Source organism: Plantactinospora soyae (assembly GCF_014874095.1).
In the GTDB taxonomy this organism is placed as follows: Bacteria; Actinomycetota; Actinomycetes; order Mycobacteriales; family Micromonosporaceae; genus Plantactinospora; species Plantactinospora soyae.
Genome location: NZ_JADBEB010000001.1, coordinates 1,942,756 through 1,959,895, shown reverse-complemented (window position 1 = coordinate 1,959,895; position 17,140 = coordinate 1,942,756). Strand labels below are relative to the sequence as shown.

Genomic DNA, 17,140 nt, shown 5'->3' with positions numbered 1-17,140 from the left:
GGTAGGAGGAAGCCCGGACCGGGTACGACGAAGGCCGGGCCCGGACCGGAAGGGTCCGAACCCGGCCTCGGCCGGCGTGGGTGGGGTCAGGTGATCTGTTTGATCCGGTTGGTCAGCTCGGCGATCTGGTTGTAGAGCGAGCGCCGTTCCGCCATCTGCTGCCTGATCTTCCGGTCGGCGTGCATCACCGTGGTGTGGTCGCGGCCGCCGAACGCCTGCCCGATCCGGGGCAGGGACAGGTCGGTCAGCTCGCGGCACAGGTACATCGCCACCTGGCGGGCGTTCACCAGTACCCGGGACCTCGACTGGCCGCGCAGGTCCTCCAGGCTGACACCGAAGTAGTCGGCGGTGGCGACCATGATCTGGTCCGCGGTGATCTCCGGCCCGGAGCCGTCCGGAATGAAGTCCCGGAGCACCTCCTCGGCCAGGGACAGCTCCACGGGCGACCGGGTCAGCGACGCGAACGCGGTGACCCGGATGAGCGCGCCCTCCAACTCCCGGATCGAGTTGGAGATCCGCGAGGCGATGAACTCCAGTACGTCCGGCGGGGCGAACAACCGCTCCTGGGCCGCCTTCTTCTGCAGGATCGCGATCCGGGTCTCCAGGTCGGGCGGCTGGATATCGGCCAGCAGTCCCCACTCGAAGCGGGTACGCAGCCGGTCCTCCAGCGTCGCGAGATCCTTCGGCTTCCGGTCCGAGGTGATCACGATCTGCTTGTTGGCGTTGTGCAGGGTGTTGAAGGTGTGGAAGAACTCCTCCTGGGTCCGTTCCCGGTTCTCCAGGAACTGGATGTCGTCGATCAGGAGGATGTCGACGTCCCGGTAGCGGCGCTGGAACGCGCTCGTCTTGTCGTCCCGGAGCGAGTTGATGAAGTCGTTGGTGAACTCCTCGGTCGAGACGTAGCGGACCGAGCGGGCGTTGCCGAGGGTGGTGGCGTAGTGGCCGATGGCGTGCAGCAGGTGGGTCTTGCCCAGTCCCGAACTGCCGTAGATGAACAGCGGGTTGTACGCCTTCGCGGGCGACTCGGCGACGGCCACCGAGGCGGCATGGGCGAACCGGTTGGACGAGCCGATGACGAAGGTCTCGAACATGTACTTCGGGTTCAGCCGGTTGCCGCCGACATCTCCGGCCCCGCCGACTCCGCCCGGCCGGCGGTCGTCCCGGCCACCCTGCCGATGGTCGGCGAAGGCGCCGCCCCGACCCGGCCCGTTGTCCGTACCACTGTCCCGGCCGGGGCCGAGTCGTCCGGCTCCGTCCCGGCCGTCGTGGTAGCGGCGGTCCGGCGGACGGTGGTCGACGCCGAACTGGCCGGAGTCACCGGCGTTGTTGACCCGTTCGTCGAAACCGCGTCGGTCCTGGTGCGGGGCGGTCGGTCGGTACGGCTCCGGATAGGGGGCGGAAAAGAGTGTCTCCTGGCCGTCCCGGCTGGCCGGGATCAGGTTGGGGCGTCCGCCGTCCGCGGGTCGCCCCGGCGGGCGCGCCGAACCGACGATCGGCTGCTGCGCGGAGCCGGAGAACGGACCGGATTCCCGGCCACCCTGGTCGGGTCCGGGATCGGGGTTCCGGTGGCCCTGCTCCTCCTGCCCCGGATTACCGGGATAGCGCAGCGGCTCGGGTCCGTATCCGCTACCGGGGCCGGGGTCGCCGTACCCGCCGCCCGGCTGCTGGCCGCCGTACCCGCCGCTCTGGTCCTGGCCGCCGTACCCGGGGGCCGGGTCCGGGCCGTACCCGCTGGGCGGGTTCGGCCCGTATCCACTGGCAGGGTTCGGGCCGCCGTATCCACCGGTCGGGTCGGCGGCGCCGGGATAGCCCGCGGCGGTGCCGACGGACTGGTACCCCGTGCCTGAGGTGCGACCGGACGGTTCGGAGGCGCTCGGGTAGCCGGTGCCGGTCGGCCGGGTCTGCGCGTCGTCCGGCGGTCGTACCGTGACGGCGACCTGGACCGCCCGGCCCAGTCGGCGCGACAGCGCCTCGGTGATCGCCGGACGGAGCCGGGACTCGATCACATCCCGGGTGAAGGCGTCCGGTACGGAGAGCAGTGCGGTGTCCTCGACGATCGCGCGCAGTCGGGTCAGCCGTAGGTAGGCGCGCTGCTGAGCTGAGATGATCTCGTCAGCCAGTTCCTCGGTCGTCGCCATCCACACTGCGGCAAGGTCGATCGTGTCGGCCACCGTCGCGCCACCCCCATCGCCTCTGCGTCTCCGGCCGCCGCTGCCGTCCCAGTCGACCGTTCCAGGCTTGCTATCGTGCGTGAACAGGCACGACGCGGCGCCCGGCGGATGCCGACGCCGTCCACAAGTTATCCACAACCTGTGTATCGACTGATTGTTGTCGCCCGGCCGGGCGTCCGTGCCGTCGCCCCCGGCTCCAAATGGCGTTGACGCGGGTTCATCTGTCGAACGATCGACGAGCTTGTCCGGTTTTGCCCGTCAGCGGCACCCCCACCCTCTGACGCCGACGTGCAATCGGGCACGCTAACAGCGTTGTCCACACGCCATCAACCGTCGACCCCGTCGCCACCTTGGCAACATCAGCGAAAAACCCCGGTCGGTCGGCCCAGCCTAGCCACCCGGTTCCTCCCGCTCTACGGCGATCGGCCCGACTCGGCCGGATTGCCTCGCCCGACGGTTCGAACCGGGTGCCGGTGCCCGCGGGGATGCTTCGGCCGGGGGTTCCGGTCCGGGTTTCCGAACCGGCCGGACCGGCTCGGCGGATCGGCCGGACCAGGAGGATCAGCACCCGCCCACTCCTGTTTGACGCTCACTGCCGGCCTGCGTAGGCTCCAACGGTTGCTCTGTCGCCCTCTGCTAGGGTGATGGAAGACTGCCTGACCGCCGCCCGTGCTGTGGGCAGCGGCCGATGCCAGACGGCATTGAACCGCCGGACGGCATCGAATCGCCAGACGGCATCGAACCCGGACGGCATCGAACCCGGCCGCCCAGGCGGCCAACGCCAGACCATCACACGACCCCGATGTCACACGGCCGGGGCGTACGACGACGGAGAGCCTGACGTGAGCAAGCGCACCTACCAGCCGAACACCCGCCGCCGCGCGAAGACCCACGGCTTCCGGCTGCGCATGCGCACCCGGGCGGGCCGCGCCATCCTCTCTGCCCGCCGTGGCAAGGGTCGTACCCGCCTGTCGGCCTGACGGCTGGCAAGGCCGGTCCGGGGATGTAGGCAGTCGTGCTGGCGGCCGCACAGCGACTGCGGCGCAGCAGTGACTTCGCCGCAGCGATCCGGGGTGGGCGACGAGCCAATCGTGGCGTCCTTGTCGTCCATCTCCATCCGACCGGCACCCCGGAACCGTCCCGATCCCCATTGACCAGAACAGCGTCGAAGCCGGCCCGGAATGCCGGCGCGGAGCAGGAATCCGCGCCGGTCCGGGCCGGCTTCGTCGTTTCCAAGGCCGTGGGCGGCGCCGTGATCCGAAACCGGGTCCGCCGTCGGCTCCGGCACCTCGTCCGGGAGCGGCTCGCCGGGCTGCCGGCCGGCACCACCCTCGTGGTACGTGCGCTACCCGACGCCGCCGAGGCCTCGTACGCCCGGCTCGGAGCCGACCTCGACGCCGCCCTCGCCGCGGCCCGGGCGCCCAGAAAATCCGCTCGGCGGTCCCGGTGAGCAACCCGATCGACACGTCGTCCGGGATGACACTCGGTGCCCGAGTGCTGGCGGGACCCATCGTCGCGTACCGTCGTTGGATAAGCCCGGCGCTGCCGGCCCGCTGTCGGTTCCACCCGTCGTGCAGCGCGTACGCCCTGGAGGCGGTCGCGGGACATGGCGCGCTTCGGGGAGCCTTCCTGGCGGTCCGACGGCTGTTGCGCTGCCACCCCTTCCACCCCGGTGGATATGACCCGGTACCGGAGCCGGGCGGACGCCGCCATGCCGATGTGACTGGAGCCCCGAATTGAGTCTCGACTGGATCTACTGGGCGATCTCGTGGATCCTGCTGCTGTGGCACTCCGCCTGGGACGCCATCGGAGTGTCGACGGGCGCAGTCCTGGGCACGAACTGGTCCTGGATCCTGGCGATCATCTTCCTGGTGGTCACCCTCCGGGTGATCCTCTTCCCGATCTTCGTCAAGCAGATCAAGTCGCAGCGGGCGATGCAGGCGATCCAGCCCCAGCTGAAGGCATTGCAGGAGAAGCACAAGGGTGACCGGGAGACGCTCCAGAAAGAGATGATGGAGCTCTACCGGAAGGAGAAGGCCAACCCGCTGATGGGCTGCCTTCCGATCTTCCTCCAGGCTCCCGTCTTCATCGGCCTCTTCCACGTCCTGCGCCGGCTCGACCCGATCAACCAGGGCAAGACCAAGTACGGCTGGACCGTCGACCAGTTCGAGAGCGCCACCCACGCCCGGCTCTTCGACGTACCGATCGCCGGTAAGTTCGGCTCCAGCGCGGCCGAGCTGGCCCGGTTGAACGCCAGCGGCGCCTCGGTCAAGGTCCTGGCCGGCGTACTGGTCGCCATCATGATCGCCACCACGTACCTGACCAGCCGTCAGATGATCCTGAAGACCGGTTGGGCCGAGGACCCGCAGCAGCGGATGATCCAGCGGCTGATGCTGTACGGCATCCCGGCCTCGCTGCTGGTCTCCGGTGCGATCTTCCCGATCGGTGTGGTCATCTACTGGGTCACGAACAACCTCTTCACCCTCGGCCAGCAGCAGTGGGTGCTCCGCAAGTACCCGCCGCCGCCCACCGCCGCCCGGCTGCCCAAGCCGGGCGAGTCGGCTCCTCGGCGTACGACCGGGCCTCGTCGGACCACCACCGATTCCCGTAACCCGGTGCAGCCGGCCAAGCCGGCCAAGCCGGCCGGTCGGTTCGGTCGGTCGAAGGCCAACGGCGCGCAGCCGGAGAGCAAGCCGGTGGTGGATACCAAGGCGCTGGCCCCGAAGCCGGGCGCCAAGCCGGTCAACCCCAAGAAGGGGCGTCCGGCTAAGCGTCAGGGTTGACGCGACGGGCCGCCGGCAGCGTCAGTCGCGCCGGCGGCCCGGTAGGACTCTGGGCCGTGCTGCCGCCAGCGCTGGCGCCGGCCCGAAGTCCGCCGCTCCCCGCGCGCGGACGGGCAGTGCTGCCCGCGACAGACGTGCCCGTGGCATTCGGCGATCTCCCGCCGGACCCGGGAAACCAGCGCCGACCGTACGGTCCGGCCGAGAGAGTACGGAGATGAACCGTGACCGACACCAGTATTCCGCGCGCTGACGAGCCCATCGGCGACACCGATCCTGTTGTGGCAGGAGCCTCGGCCACGCAGGCCGAAACCACCGAGGCCGTTTCGGTAGCCGGGGACAGCGCGGACGTCGACGAGGTGGCCGACGGCCGGGGTGGTCCGGATCGCGAAGCCGACGCGGATGACGACGACGCGGACGAAGAGGACGCGGAGGAAGAAGACGCGGAGGACGACGAAGAGGCGGACGACGAGGACGCCGCCGAGGGGGACGTCGCCGCGAGCAACAACGGTGCGAAGCCGGCGGCGCCGACCACCGACGCGGACCTGTTCCGGCAGAGCGAGATCGCCGCGGACTACGTCGAAGGACTGCTGGACATCCTCGACTACGACGGCGACATCGACGAGCTGGTCTCGGCCGGCCGCCCGGTCGTCGAGGTCGTGGGTGGCCGGTTGCAGGCGCTGGTGGGCCAGCGCGGCGCGACACTGGAGGCGTTGCAGGAGCTGACCCGGCTCGCCGTGTTCCGGCAGACGGGCTCGCCCAGCCGGCTCCTGCTCGACGTGGGCGGTTACCGGGCGACCCGGCGCAAGGAACTCTCGGCGGTCGCCAAGAACGCCGTGGAGAAGGTCAAGCAGCACGGCGAGGCCGTCCGGCTGGAGCCGATGTCCGCCTTCGAGCGCAAGTGCGTCCACGACGTGGTCAACGCCATCGCCGGGGTGGAGAGCGAGTCGGAGGGCGTCGAGCCGAACCGCCGGATCGTCGTACGTCCGGTCGACTGAGCGAATCAATGACGTACCGTCCGATTTCCGGCCCGGGTGGCGAACCGCCGCCCGGGCCGTTCCCTGTGCCCCCGTCGGACAGCGGAGCCGGCCGCGACGCGGAGGCCGGTGCGGGCGCCGTTCCGGCGGCACCACTGCCCACCGAACTGGCCGGCCCCGCCCGTACGCTGTTCGGCGATCGGCTGCCGCTCGCGGCGGCGTACGCGGAACTCCTCGCCGGTCCGGGTGTGGTGCGTGGGCTGATCGGTCCTCGCGAGACGCCGCGAATCTGGGACCGCCACCTGCTCAACTGCGCCGTGGTGGCGGAGCTGATCCCGGCCGGTTCCTCGGTGGTGGACGTCGGCTCCGGAGCGGGCCTGCCCGGTATCGTGCTCGCGATCGCCCGGCCCGACCTGTCGATCATGTTGGTCGAACCGCTGGCCCGGCGCGCCGTGTTTCTGGCCGAGGTGGTCACGGCACTCGCCCTCGGGGACTCGGTCACCGTGCTCCGGGCCCGGGCGGAGGAGATTCCCTCGGCCTGGCGCCGCACCGGCCGGAGTTTGGACCGGCGTACGGCGTCGGACCGTCAGGCGTCCGCTCCGCTCCGGTCCGAGTCGGGCTCCCCGGAGAGTTCCGGCGGGTCGGAGAGGGGTCTGATCGAGCTGTCCGATCTTCCGGCCGAGCTGAGCGGGCCGGCGGACATCGTGACGGCTCGGGCCGTCGCACCGCTTGATCGGCTGGCCGGCTGGTGTCTTCCGCTCACCGCACCGGGCGGGCGAGTTCTCGCACTCAAGGGCGCCACGGCCGAGGAAGAGGTGGCGAACACCGCGGCGGCGGTACGGCGGCTGGGTGGTGCGCACCCGGTTGTCCAGCAGTGCGGGACGGGGATCGTCGAGCCGTCGACGACCGTGGTCGAGATCGTCCGGGAGCGGGTAATCGGAGCGGCGCGGGAGTCGGCAGCACGCTCGGCAGCCGGCCGTCGTTCCAAGCCGCGCCGCTAGCGCATCGACTCCGGCCCAGATCAGGTCCTCAATGGATGGTCGGACCGAGCCGACCGTGGATCCGCGCCGGCCGGTAGGGGGCGCACCTGGCGGTAACCCGGTCCGTAGGGAGCGCGCCTGGCGGTACCGCTCCGTACGGAGCACGCCGGGGAGCACGGGTCCGGTGGCGGGCGGGGAACCCCGAGTGAGTGCCGGATCCGCTTGGCGGGGCTCCGTTATCCACGCCACGACGATTCACCCTGCGGACAGCCGTGGCTCATTTTGCCCAGCGGCCGTAGGCTGACCGCGCGTCGATAGTGTAGACCGGGCAGCGGGTGGCGCCTCAGGCCTTCGCTGCTTCTTGCCGGACCGCACGCTACGCCCGAAGGCGCGGGCATGAGCGCTCACGGGGCCGACACCATCCGAAGCTGGCAGGGATGACACGGTGCATGACAACGGTAGGTATGACGATTCAGAGATGACGGACTCCGGGGGATACCACTCCGGCGACGCCGATGTTTCACGTGAAACCGACTACGAGGGCTGGTCTGCCAGCGGGCGGGCTCGGCCGCCGGCCCGAGCTGGCGGGCCTGACGAGTCCGACGGGTACGACTCTGCGGCACCCCCGGGGCCGAGCCGCGGTACCGCGCGGGTGACGCCGCCGGGGCACGACTCGCCACCGGAGCCGGGGTATCCGGTTCCGCGCCCGGAGGCGCCCTATCCGGCGGTTGCCTCCGCCTCGGTGCCAGTGCCGGAGGTGTCCTATCCGGCGGCCGCCTCCGCCTCGGCGTCGGTGCCGGCTCCGGTACGGCCTGCCGGGCGTACGCCGGAACCGCCTCGGCGACGGGAGCGTGCTCCGGAGCCGCAGCGGCCGGCGGGGCGTCGGGCTGCGGAGCCGGGACGGCGGTCGGCGCGCCTCCCCGACCCGACGCCAACCGGACCACCAGTTCCGGTCCAGCCGGTGACCCAGCACTTCGAGCCGCAGTCGTCGGGGCCGGCCGGTACTCCGGTACCGACGGCGGACGGCCAAGGCCCCGATCTCCACCCGATCGCCGATTCCGGCCCGAGAGCCGATTCGTCGACAGTTGTACCGCAACCCCTGACCGAGGAAGCCGCGCCCGACGCGTACGTTTCACGTGAAACGCCGTCGCGTGACCAGGACGATCCCCCGTTGGCAATGGAGGCAATGCGCGCTGTGCAAATCCTGAACCCGAGCGGCGAGGTGACGATGCCGCGTCCGGACCGGCCACGGATCATGTGTGTTGCGAACCAGAAGGGAGGGGTTGGCAAGACCACCACGACGGTCAACCTGGCCGTAGCCCTGGCGCTGCACGGAAATCGTGTCCTCGTCGTTGACCTTGATCCGCAGGGGAACGCCTCCACCGGACTCAACGTGCCCCACCACGCCGGTGTCCCGGACGTCTACGACTGCCTGATCGACAACGTCCCCCTCGCCGAGGTGGCCCAGAGCGTCGAGGGGATCCCCGATCTCTGGTGCGTACCCGCCACCATCGACCTGGCCGGCGCGGAGATCGAACTCGTCTCGGTGGTGGCCCGGGAGTCACGGCTGGCCCGAGCGATCGCCGGCCACCCCGCCGAGTTCGACTACGTCTTCATCGACTGCCCGCCCTCCCTCGGGCTGCTCACGGTCAACGCCCTCTGCGCCGCGCAGGAGGTACTGATCCCCATCCAGTGCGAGTACTACGCGCTGGAGGGGCTCAACCAGCTGATCAACAACATCAACCTGGTACGGCAGCACCTGAACCCCACCCTCGAGGTCTCGACCATCCTGCTCACCATGTACGACCGGCGCACCCGACTGGCGGACGCGGTCGAGCAGGACGTCCGGAACCACTTCGGCGACAAGGTCCTGCAGTCCGTGATCCCGCGGAACGTGCGGGTATCGGAGGCTCCGAGCTACGGCCAGTCCGTCATGACCTACGATCCCGGATCGCGGGGCGCCACCAGTTACTTCGAGGCCGCTCAGGAGATTGCGATGCGAGGGGTCAAAGAGTCTGTTGGCCGCAATGTGTAGCTCGGTTGATTCGTCGGGAGGCGTGGCATGAAGAACCGTCCGCGGGGCGGGCTCGGTCGAGGTCTGGGCGCGCTGATTCCCACCACAGCGGAACCAGTCTCCGGAGTGGTGACGGCCGAGCCTCCAGCCGATCGGCCTGAGGCCGTAGCGCCGGCGGCCGCCGGCGAGACCACCTGGGTGGCGCCGGCGCCCGTCGCCCCGGCACAGCCGGCCGGTCCGGAGCTGGCGCCGGTCCCCGGAGCTCGGTTCGCCGAGATCCCGCTGGATTCGATCGTGCCCAACCCCAAGCAGCCTCGGCAGATTTTCGACGAGGACGCTCTCGAGGAACTCAAGCTCTCGATCCAGGAGGTCGGGTTCCTCCAGCCGATCGTGGTGCGGCAGCTCCCGGACGATCAGTTCGAACTCGTCATGGGCGAGCGGCGCTGGCGAGCGGCGCAGGCTGTCGGCCGGGAGTCCATTCCGGCCATCGTCCGGGACACCCGCGACGACGCGATGCTCCGGGACGCGCTGCTGGAGAACATCCACCGCGCCAACCTGAACCCGCTGGAAGAGGCGGCGGCGTACCAGCAGCTGCTGGAGGAGTTCGGCGCGACGCACGAGGAGCTGGCCCGACGGATCGGCCGGAGCCGGCCGCAGATCTCCAACACCATCCGGCTGCTGAACCTTCCGCCCGAGGTGCAGAAGCGGGTGGCTGCCGGGGTGCTCTCCGCAGGCCACGCCCGTGCGCTGCTGGGTCTGGAGGATTCGACCGCGCAGGAGGAGTTGGCGCGTCGGATCGTGGCCGAAGGGCTCTCCGTACGGGCCACGGAGGAGGTCGTGAAGCTGGCCGAGATTTCGCCTACCCGGCCCAGCCCGGCGAAGCGGCGCGCCAAGGTGCACGCCCCGGGCCTGACCGATCTGGCGGATCGGCTGTCGGATCGGTTCGACACCAGGGTCAAGGTCGACATCGGTCGGAACAAAGGCAAGATTACGATCGAGTTCGCCACGGTCGACGACCTTGAGCGAATCGTCGGTGTCATCGGCATGGTGGACGCCGAGGGCCAGAACGACGACGACTCGGACTGACTGCTGCTGCCCCGTGTACGCCGGGGGCTCCCGGCGTACACCCCGAGCCGGGGTCGGTGTCGCCCCGGCCTTCGGAGCCGACGTATCGACGCTGAGATGGCCACGATCCCTCACCCGGGAACGTCGCCATCCGTGTGTCTCCGATCGAGCAGCCGGGTTGGCCGACCGCCTCCGCGTCCGACCGGTCGTCCAGCCGTGGGTCCTTGGTCGTCCGTCCTCTCTTGGATCCGGCCCGTCCACGCCGCCCCGTCCCACCGCCCCTTCCTGAATCCGATCGACCGCCTGCCCAGCCGTCCGTAGATTCGGTTTCTCATAGGTCTGTCCGTGCGGCCCCCCGTCCGATGGAGACCGGCGACCACCCGCCGCCCGGTCTACCTCGGTGCCGGTCCGTCCGGGCGTCCCCGTGCGCCGGTCCGTCCGGGTGTTCCCTGCGCCGGTCCAGGGTGATCGCCAGGGTGGACCCAATCCACCACGCGCCCCGCCGAGGGGACGGCGTCGCGTTTCACGTGAAACCAGCCCGCTCCGCCACCGCCTGATACCCGGGGACGGCGATCCGAAGGACCGGACCTTCCACGCCGGCCACAACCCGCCGGGGCACGGGCGTGGTCGTACTCCGACAGTGACCTTGGGGCGTGCTCGCCGAGGCTGCCCTCGGGAAATCATCGGGCCGCGACGTCGAGCCTCTCCGGCGCGTGGGGACATCCATCCCCCGTATACATCCAGGCAGTTCCCCAGGCTCGACCTGGCGCTGCGACGGATCGGACCGCCGTCGTCCGTCGTCGTCCCGCCCGTGCGCACGCTGCGAGCGATTACCGGCCGGATGCCGGACACCTGTGCCCGGTCGGCATTCACGATCGGAACGGCTGCGCGCCGGGTCATCGAGCGACGGAGACCGACGCTGGGAGGTGGCCGACATCCGCTCAACGGGGTAGGCCGGCTGGTCTCCGGTTTGGCCGCGACGACGTCGACCGAGGACGGTGCGCGGTCATCCACAGGCGTTGTCCACAGGCTGCCCCCGTTTCACGTGAAACCGCGCGTGGAACGGGGTACCGGCCTGTGGACAACGGAGCCCAACCGACGCCGATCGTGCCGTTTCGGGGTCGTTGCCGACGCTTCCGGAGCCTCGCGTGCCGCCAACTTCCGCCGCCCGGAAGGCTCCCCGGAGTCCCGATCGTCGGCAGCCGAAACGGGGTAGGGACAGCGGTGTCAAACTCGGTTAGGGTCAGCCTCGTGTCCCACACCCCTCCTGCCGTACCGGACTTCACCAGGTGGCCCTCCTTTCCCTTCGAAGGCGACTTCCGGGTCAAGCAACTCGACGAGCCGGTCGCGGTCGAACCCCCGCGCAAGGGCGAAGGCTCCGGTGAGTGTCATTCCTGCAACGCGCCCGACGATGCGTACATCTGGGTCAGTGAGCGTTGGCGGGTGCGTGCCATGGACCGGCCCACCGGCCTGCCGATGGTGCTGATCCTCGAATCCCGCTCTCATCTGGACCTGGGCGACCTGCCCAACCTGCTCGCCGCCGAACTCGGCGTGATGACGGTACGGCTGGAACGCGCGGTCCGTTCACTCGACGGGGTGGCCCGGGTGCACGTCAACCGCTGGGGTGACGGCGCGGAGCACCTGCATCTGTGGTTCCTCGCCCGGCCGTACGGCCGACTCCAGTTGCGCGGCACGTTCCTGTCCCTCTGGGACGACATCCTGCCGGCGATTCCCGAGTCGCAGTGGCGGGAGAACCTGGCGATGGTGGCCGCCTGGCTCGCCGAGTTCGGTGGACGTCCCCTGGCCGAGCCACCCCGCATCCAGTGGCAGGCGCCGTCGAACCTGACGCAGCAGGCGGCTTCGGGACGTGAGGCCGCGCTGGCGGCCGAGAGGTCGTCGGTGACGCCTGCCGCGCCATCGGCGGTACCGGCATCGGATGCACCGGATGGACCGGTGGCGGCAGAGACCACGAAGGGGGCAGCGGCAGCGGAGGCGGCAGCGGCAGCGGAGGCGAAGACGGCAGAGGTGCCGGCGCAACCCCTCCGGCCCGCCCCTGAGCGCCAATCCTCCGGTGATCCGGCGACCAGGGCGTACTAGACGACCCCGGCGTACCGGAAGGGCGTCAGCGGGGCGAGGGGCGGCAGGGCGGGGCGGGGCTGTGCGGTCGCGGGGGGCCGAGGGCGACTGCCGTCAGGATTGGCCGAGGCTCCGGCGCTGGGAGGCGCGGACCACGAGGGTACGCAACAGCTCGCCGAAGTCGAGTCCGGCGGCCGCGACGGCGAGCGGCATCAGCGAGGTCTCCGTCATCCCGGGTGAGACGTTCACTTCCAGCACGTGCGGGCGGTTGTCCTCGTCGACGATCAGGTCCACCCGGGACAGGTCCCGGAGCCCGAGCGCGGCGTGGGCCGCGAGAGCGGTTTCCGCGACCCTGGCCGCCGCGACGGCCGACAGCCGCGCCGGGGCGTGCCAGGTGGTCAGGCCGGCGGTGTACCGGGCGGCGTAGTCGTACACGCCGTTGCGGGGGACGATCTCGACGGCGGGCAGCGCCTGCGGGCCGTTGCCCAGGTCCACCACGGAGACCGCCACGTCCATGCCGGGAACGTAGCGCTCGACGAGGGCGGTGCTGTCGTAGGCGAAGCAGCCGACCATCGCCGCCGGTAGCGCGGCCGGGTCCCGGACGACCGCGGCACCGAGGCCCGAGCCGCCCTGGGTCGGCTTGATCATCAGTGGCAGCCCGAGCCGCTCGACGATCCGGTCCAGTACGGCCACCGCCCCGAGCTCGGAGAACCGGTCGTGCGGCAGAGCCACCCAGTCCGGTGTCGGGATGCCCGCCTCCCGAAGCACCGCCTTCGCCGACGGCTTGTCCCAGGCCAGCCTGGACGAGCGGGCGTCGCAACCGACGTACGGCACGTCGCAGAGGTCGAGTACGCCTCGGAGCGAGCCGTCCTCGCCGGTCGCCCCGTGCAGTGCGACCACGACCGCGTCCGGCGGATCGTCCCGTAGGAGCGGAAGGAGGGCGACGTCGGCGTCCCGGAGATCGGCCTCCACCCCCGCTGAACGGAGCGCGTCGAGTACCCGGCGACCGGACTTCAACGACACGTCCCGCTCGTACGACAGCCCGCCGGCGAGCACGAGTACCCGTAGATCGGCGGTTGCCTCCCGAGGCAGCGGGAGGGGCCAGTCGGCGGAACGGGAAGGTTCGGCGGGGGAGTTCGTACCCATGCCGGAGATCATGCCAAGTCGGGACCCGGCACGTCCGAGCCGGCCTGCCCCCGACGGCCCCGGGCCGGTCCGACCACCGTGCCGAACACCTCGCGCATGGCGGTCTCCTGCTCCATCACGGTCGCCAACCGGCGGACACCCTCGCGGATCCGCTCCGGCGGGGGGAAGGAGAAGTTGAGCCGCATGTGCCCGGCGCCGGTGCCGTCGGCGTAGAAGCCGGTTCCGGGCACGTAGGCGACCCGGGCCGCGATGGCCCGCGGCATCATGGCCTTGGCGTCGAGGCCCTCCGGCAGCGTCGTCCAGACGAAGAGGCCACCGCCCGGCTCCGTCCAGCTGGTGCCGGCCGGCATGTAGTCCGCGAGCGCGTCGAGCAGCGCGTCGCGGCGTTCCCGGTAGACCTCGCGGTAGATCTTGAGCTGCTGGCGCCAGGGCATCGTGGAGAGGTACGTGGTGACGGCGGCCTGGGCGAAGGCACTGGGGCAGAGGATCTGCGCCTCGCTGGCGATGACCAGCTTGTCCCGTACGGCGTGCGGGGCCAGGATCCAACCCACCCGTAGCCCTGGGGCGAAGGTCTTGGAGAAGGTGCTGAGATAGAAGACGCCGTCCCGGCGACGCGCCCGCAGCGGTGCCGGCGCCTCGCAGTCGAACCCGAGCTGGCCGTACGGGTCGTCCTCGACCACCAGCAGGCCGGCACGTTCGCAGATGTCGAGTACCCGTTCCCGCCGCTCCTCGCTCAGCGTCACGCCGGCCGGGTTCTGGAAGGTCGGGATGGTGTAGAGGAACTTGGCCCGTCGACCCGACCGGGCGACGTCGGCGATGGCCAGCTCCAGCGCCTCGGGGATCAGGCCGTCGGCGTCCATCGGTACGTGCACCACCTGCGCCTGCGCACTCTGGAAGACGCCGAGCGCGCCCACGTAGGTCGGTCCCTCGGCCAGGACGACGTCGCCGGGATCGAGGAACAGCCGGGCGATCAGGTCCAGCGCCTGCTGGCCGCCGACGGTGACCACCACGTCCTCCGGGGAGGCGCCGCAGCCGACGTCGATGCCGGAGAGCGCCATCACCTCGCAGATCCGTTCACGCAGCTCCAGCGTGCCCTGACCGATGCCGTACTGGAGGGTCGTGGTCCCCTGCTCGGCGGCGAGCTTGTTGAGCATCTCGCCGACCGCGTCGAGCGGCAGTGCGGCGATGTAGGGTGCACCTCCGGCGAGCGAGACGACCTCGGGCCGGCTGGCCACGGCGAACAGCGCGCGGATCTCCGACGCTGTCATCCCGCGTACCCGCCGGGCATAGCGATCCGTGTAGTCGTCGAGCGTCGTGCCGGTCATGACATCTCCTCGCCGCGTTCGCCCCATCGTGGCTCATGATGGCCGGGTCGGTCACCGAACGCATCCCCAACAGTGCGCCGTCGGCACCTCGATCGCCGCGCCCGCCACGTGTCCGTCTTCCGGAGCCCCGGTGGGCCGGGGACGGTTCGGGTGGGTCGGCCGGCAGCTCCGCCGGTCGGCGCTCGTCGGTCGATCCTAATCCGATCGGCCGGATCTGGCCCTCGCCCCAGCGGCTGGTCCACATGTCGGACCGGTTGAGCTGCCCTTCGCGGTACCTGACCGGGCGGTCCGGGCATCACTGCCCCGATCCTCTCCCGAGTCGGAGCGTTCCGGCGTACGATCGCTCGTTGGGGGTAGGGACCGGAGATGGCGATATTTGCGGCCTTTGGGCCCCCGAGTAGGACTTTTGGGGATGCGCCGATGTCGCGACGTCTGGTCAGTCTGACCCTCGACACACTTGAAGACCTGCCCCGGCCCTGTCGCCAGTGCGTCTACTGGGAGCTGGACCCGGTGGCGGCCGAGCGAGCCCGCGAGGCGGGTGATCCGGGTCTGGAGAAGGAGGCCTGGGTCTCGCAGACCCTGCTGGAGTGGGGTTCCTGCGGAAAGTTGGCATACGTCGACGGTATGCCCGCCGGATTCGTGATGTATGCCCCACCGGCCTACGTTCCCCGGTCGATGGCGTTCCCGACCTCACCGGTCTCCGCCGACGCCGCGCTGCTGACCACGGCCCACATCGTGACCGCCTTCGCGGGTGGCGGACTGGGCCGGATGCTCGTCCAGGGCGTCGCGCGGGACCTGACGAAGCGGGGGATCAAGGCGATCGAGGCCTTCGGCGACGCGAAGTTCGGCGACGCCGGTGAGGGTGCCGGCGGATGCGTCGCTCCGGCCGACTACTTCCTCTCCGTCGGGTTCAAGACGGTACGTCCACATCCGCGCTTTCCCCGGCTGCGCCTGGAACTGCGGACGGCACTCTCCTGGAAGTCCGACGTCGAGTACGCGCTGGAGAAGCTGCTCGGCTCGATGAGCCCCGAGGGCCTGCTCCGCCCCGTACGACCGGCCACCCGCTCGGCCGCCGGCTGACCGGACGCGGACGGAGGACGACGGGTACCGGATCAGTCGAGCGCGGCTCCCGCGGCGACCACCGCACGCAGTTCGCTGACGTCGATCGAGCCGGTCGGCACGTCCTCCTCGACCGGGAAGTACATCCGCTGTACCGCCGCGACGATGGCGTCCACGGCCCCGTCCCGGAAGCGGGGATCGGTCAGCTTGGCCAGGTCGCCGGGCGAGGTGAGGTAGCCGACGTCGACCCGTACGGCCGGCATCCGGGTCAGCCGGAGCAGCTCCCAGGTCTTCGCGTGGGTGTGGCAGTCGCGCAGGCCGGTCCGGGCCACGATCTCCCGCTGGACCAGGCCGGCGAGCCGCTCCCCGACGGTCGAGGTCACGCCGTTGGAGGTGCCGTAGTGGTAGGTCGCGACCCCGTCCGCCTCCGGGTTGGCGTGCCCGTCGATGTGCAGCGAGATCAGCAGGTCACCGCCGAGTTCGTTCGCCAGGTCGGCACGGGTCAGGTCGGTCAGCGGCGCGGCCGGCGCGGGACCCCGGGTGAGGTGGACCCGCATGCCGGCGGCGGCGAGCCGGCCCTCCAGCCGGGCGGCGAGGTCGTAGGCGAGATCCGCCTCGGTCCAGCGCAGCGGACCCTCCTGGACGACGAATCCCGGATCGAAGGGATCGTGTCCCGGGTCGATCACGATGACCTTGCCGACCAGGTTCGGGCCGGACTGCCGGAACGCGTCGGACTCACGTAGCCACTGCGGGCGGCCACCGACCACCTTCCGGCCCAGCCGCCGCAGCGCGTTCATGGTCTGCGGTCCACAGGCGCCGTCCGGTCCCAGGCCGACCTCGCGTTGGAACTGGGCGACCGCACGGGACGTACGGGCGCCGTACACGCCGTCCGCGCGCCCGACGTCGTACCCCATCTCCAGCAGGCGTTCCTGGAGCGTCCGGACGTCCTCGCCGATGAGTGGATCGGGAATCGCCTGGTAGAGCGTGCGCGCACCGAGCCGCCAGCGGGCCGCGTCCAGGGCCCGCCAGGTCTCCGGGCCGACCTGTCCGTCGACGCTCAGGCCACGGTCCTGCTGGAAGGTCCGGACCGCGCGTTCGGTCTCCGCCTCGAACTCGTCGGCCCCGGGCGGGCCACCGGCGGGGAGCAGGCTCAGACCGACCAGGACGGCACGGATCTCGGTCACCGCGGGTCCGCGATCACCACGTCGGATTGGACGCACAGACGACCTCCCTCTGCGTGCCGGTGGCTGGTTGCCCGCCTACGGGGCAGTGCCGGGCCGATCCTGCCGACCGGTCCGGTGGACGGCTGGCGTTCCCTCCGCCGAGATCGGCGGACCGATCGCCAAGGGGTCCGACCCACGCTGCCGGTCACCCTCGGGCGAAAGAACGCTTCCGGAGCGTACCGTGGCGCCCTGGTCAGCGCCCGTCGTTGACGGTACGCGATGCCGACTACACCACCGCCGAGCTGCGGAAATGCGTACCGGAAGGCGGCTGGGCGCCGGACGTGCCATGGCGCGGCTGGGTGCGCCGGACGTACCGGAAGGGGT

General features: G+C 70.8%; 14 protein-coding genes. 10 read left to right on the top strand and 4 right to left on the bottom strand.

The features are described 5' to 3' along the window. Positions 1-86: 86 nt before the first annotated feature. Positions 87-2,138 (bottom strand): chromosomal replication initiator protein DnaA, encoded by a 2,052-nt coding sequence (dnaA, locus tag H4W31_RS08720; protein ID WP_264084144.1) that lies wholly within the window; start codon positions 2,136-2,138, stop codon positions 87-89. 875 nt (positions 2,139-3,013) lie between these two features. Between dnaA and rpmH the strand changes: the two genes are divergently transcribed. The 9 genes from rpmH (at position 3,014) to H4W31_RS42595 (ending at position 12,084) form a co-directional block, all read left to right on the top strand. Next, on the top strand, positions 3,014-3,151 hold the full coding sequence (rpmH, locus tag H4W31_RS08715) for a 50S ribosomal protein L34 (RefSeq protein WP_192766194.1): 138 nt from the start codon (positions 3,014-3,016) through the stop codon (positions 3,149-3,151). Positions 3,152-3,186: 35 nt separating this feature from the next. Beyond that, the gene (gene rnpA / locus H4W31_RS08710; protein WP_192766193.1) at positions 3,187-3,621 is read left to right on the top strand and encodes a ribonuclease P protein component; all 435 of its coding nucleotides are present in this window, start codon (positions 3,187-3,189) and stop codon (positions 3,619-3,621) included. Positions 3,622-3,647: 26 nt separating this feature from the next. Next, positions 3,648-3,911, top strand: coding sequence for a membrane protein insertion efficiency factor YidD (yidD, locus tag H4W31_RS08705; protein WP_192771946.1), 264 nt, complete (start codon positions 3,648-3,650; stop codon positions 3,909-3,911). After that, positions 3,908-4,954, top strand: coding sequence for a membrane protein insertase YidC (gene yidC, locus H4W31_RS08700; protein WP_192766192.1), 1,047 nt, complete (start codon positions 3,908-3,910; stop codon positions 4,952-4,954). Before yidD ends, yidC begins: the two co-directional genes overlap by 4 nt. Before the next feature lie 221 nt (positions 4,955-5,175). Further along, entirely contained in the window at positions 5,176-5,949 is a 774-nt protein-coding gene (locus H4W31_RS08695) for a Jag family protein (protein WP_404825571.1), read from the top strand. A gap of 8 nt (positions 5,950-5,957) precedes the next feature. Then, on the top strand, positions 5,958-6,929 hold the full coding sequence (locus H4W31_RS08690) for a 16S rRNA (guanine(527)-N(7))-methyltransferase RsmG (RefSeq protein WP_192766191.1): 972 nt from the start codon (positions 5,958-5,960) through the stop codon (positions 6,927-6,929). Between the two features lie 940 nt (positions 6,930-7,869). Next, positions 7,870-8,943, top strand: a complete 1,074-nt coding sequence (locus H4W31_RS08685; protein WP_404825570.1) for a ParA family protein — start codon at positions 7,870-7,872, stop codon at positions 8,941-8,943. A gap of 27 nt (positions 8,944-8,970) precedes the next feature. Then, positions 8,971-10,008 (top strand): ParB/RepB/Spo0J family partition protein, encoded by a 1,038-nt coding sequence (locus H4W31_RS08680; protein ID WP_192766190.1) that lies wholly within the window; start codon positions 8,971-8,973, stop codon positions 10,006-10,008. 1,230 nt (positions 10,009-11,238) lie between these two features. After that, complete coding sequence (locus H4W31_RS42595) at positions 11,239-12,084, top strand: hypothetical protein (protein WP_318783095.1); 846 nt, start codon at positions 11,239-11,241, stop codon at positions 12,082-12,084. Positions 12,085-12,177: 93 nt separating this feature from the next. Here the strand turns inward: H4W31_RS42595 and H4W31_RS08670 are convergent, their stop codons facing one another. Beyond that, entirely contained in the window at positions 12,178-13,209 is a 1,032-nt protein-coding gene (locus tag H4W31_RS08670) for a D-alanine--D-alanine ligase family protein (RefSeq protein WP_192766189.1), read from the bottom strand. An 8-nt stretch (positions 13,210-13,217) separates the two neighbouring features. After that, positions 13,218-14,534, bottom strand: a complete 1,317-nt coding sequence (locus tag H4W31_RS08665) for an aminotransferase-like domain-containing protein (RefSeq protein WP_192766188.1) — start codon at positions 14,532-14,534, stop codon at positions 13,218-13,220. Positions 14,535-14,954: 420 nt separating this feature from the next. On the opposite strand from H4W31_RS08665, the gene H4W31_RS08660 reads away from it, so the two are divergent. After that, the gene (locus tag H4W31_RS08660) at positions 14,955-15,614 is read left to right on the top strand and encodes a GNAT family N-acetyltransferase (protein ID WP_192766187.1); all 660 of its coding nucleotides are present in this window, start codon (positions 14,955-14,957) and stop codon (positions 15,612-15,614) included. Positions 15,615-15,646: 32 nt separating this feature from the next. Here H4W31_RS08660 and H4W31_RS08655 read toward each other — a convergent pair whose 3' ends face one another. Continuing rightward, a complete protein-coding gene (locus H4W31_RS08655; RefSeq protein WP_192766186.1) occupies positions 15,647-16,813 on the bottom strand; it encodes an N-acetylmuramoyl-L-alanine amidase in 1,167 nt (388 codons plus the stop codon). Between the last annotated feature and the right edge of the window lie 327 nt (positions 16,814-17,140).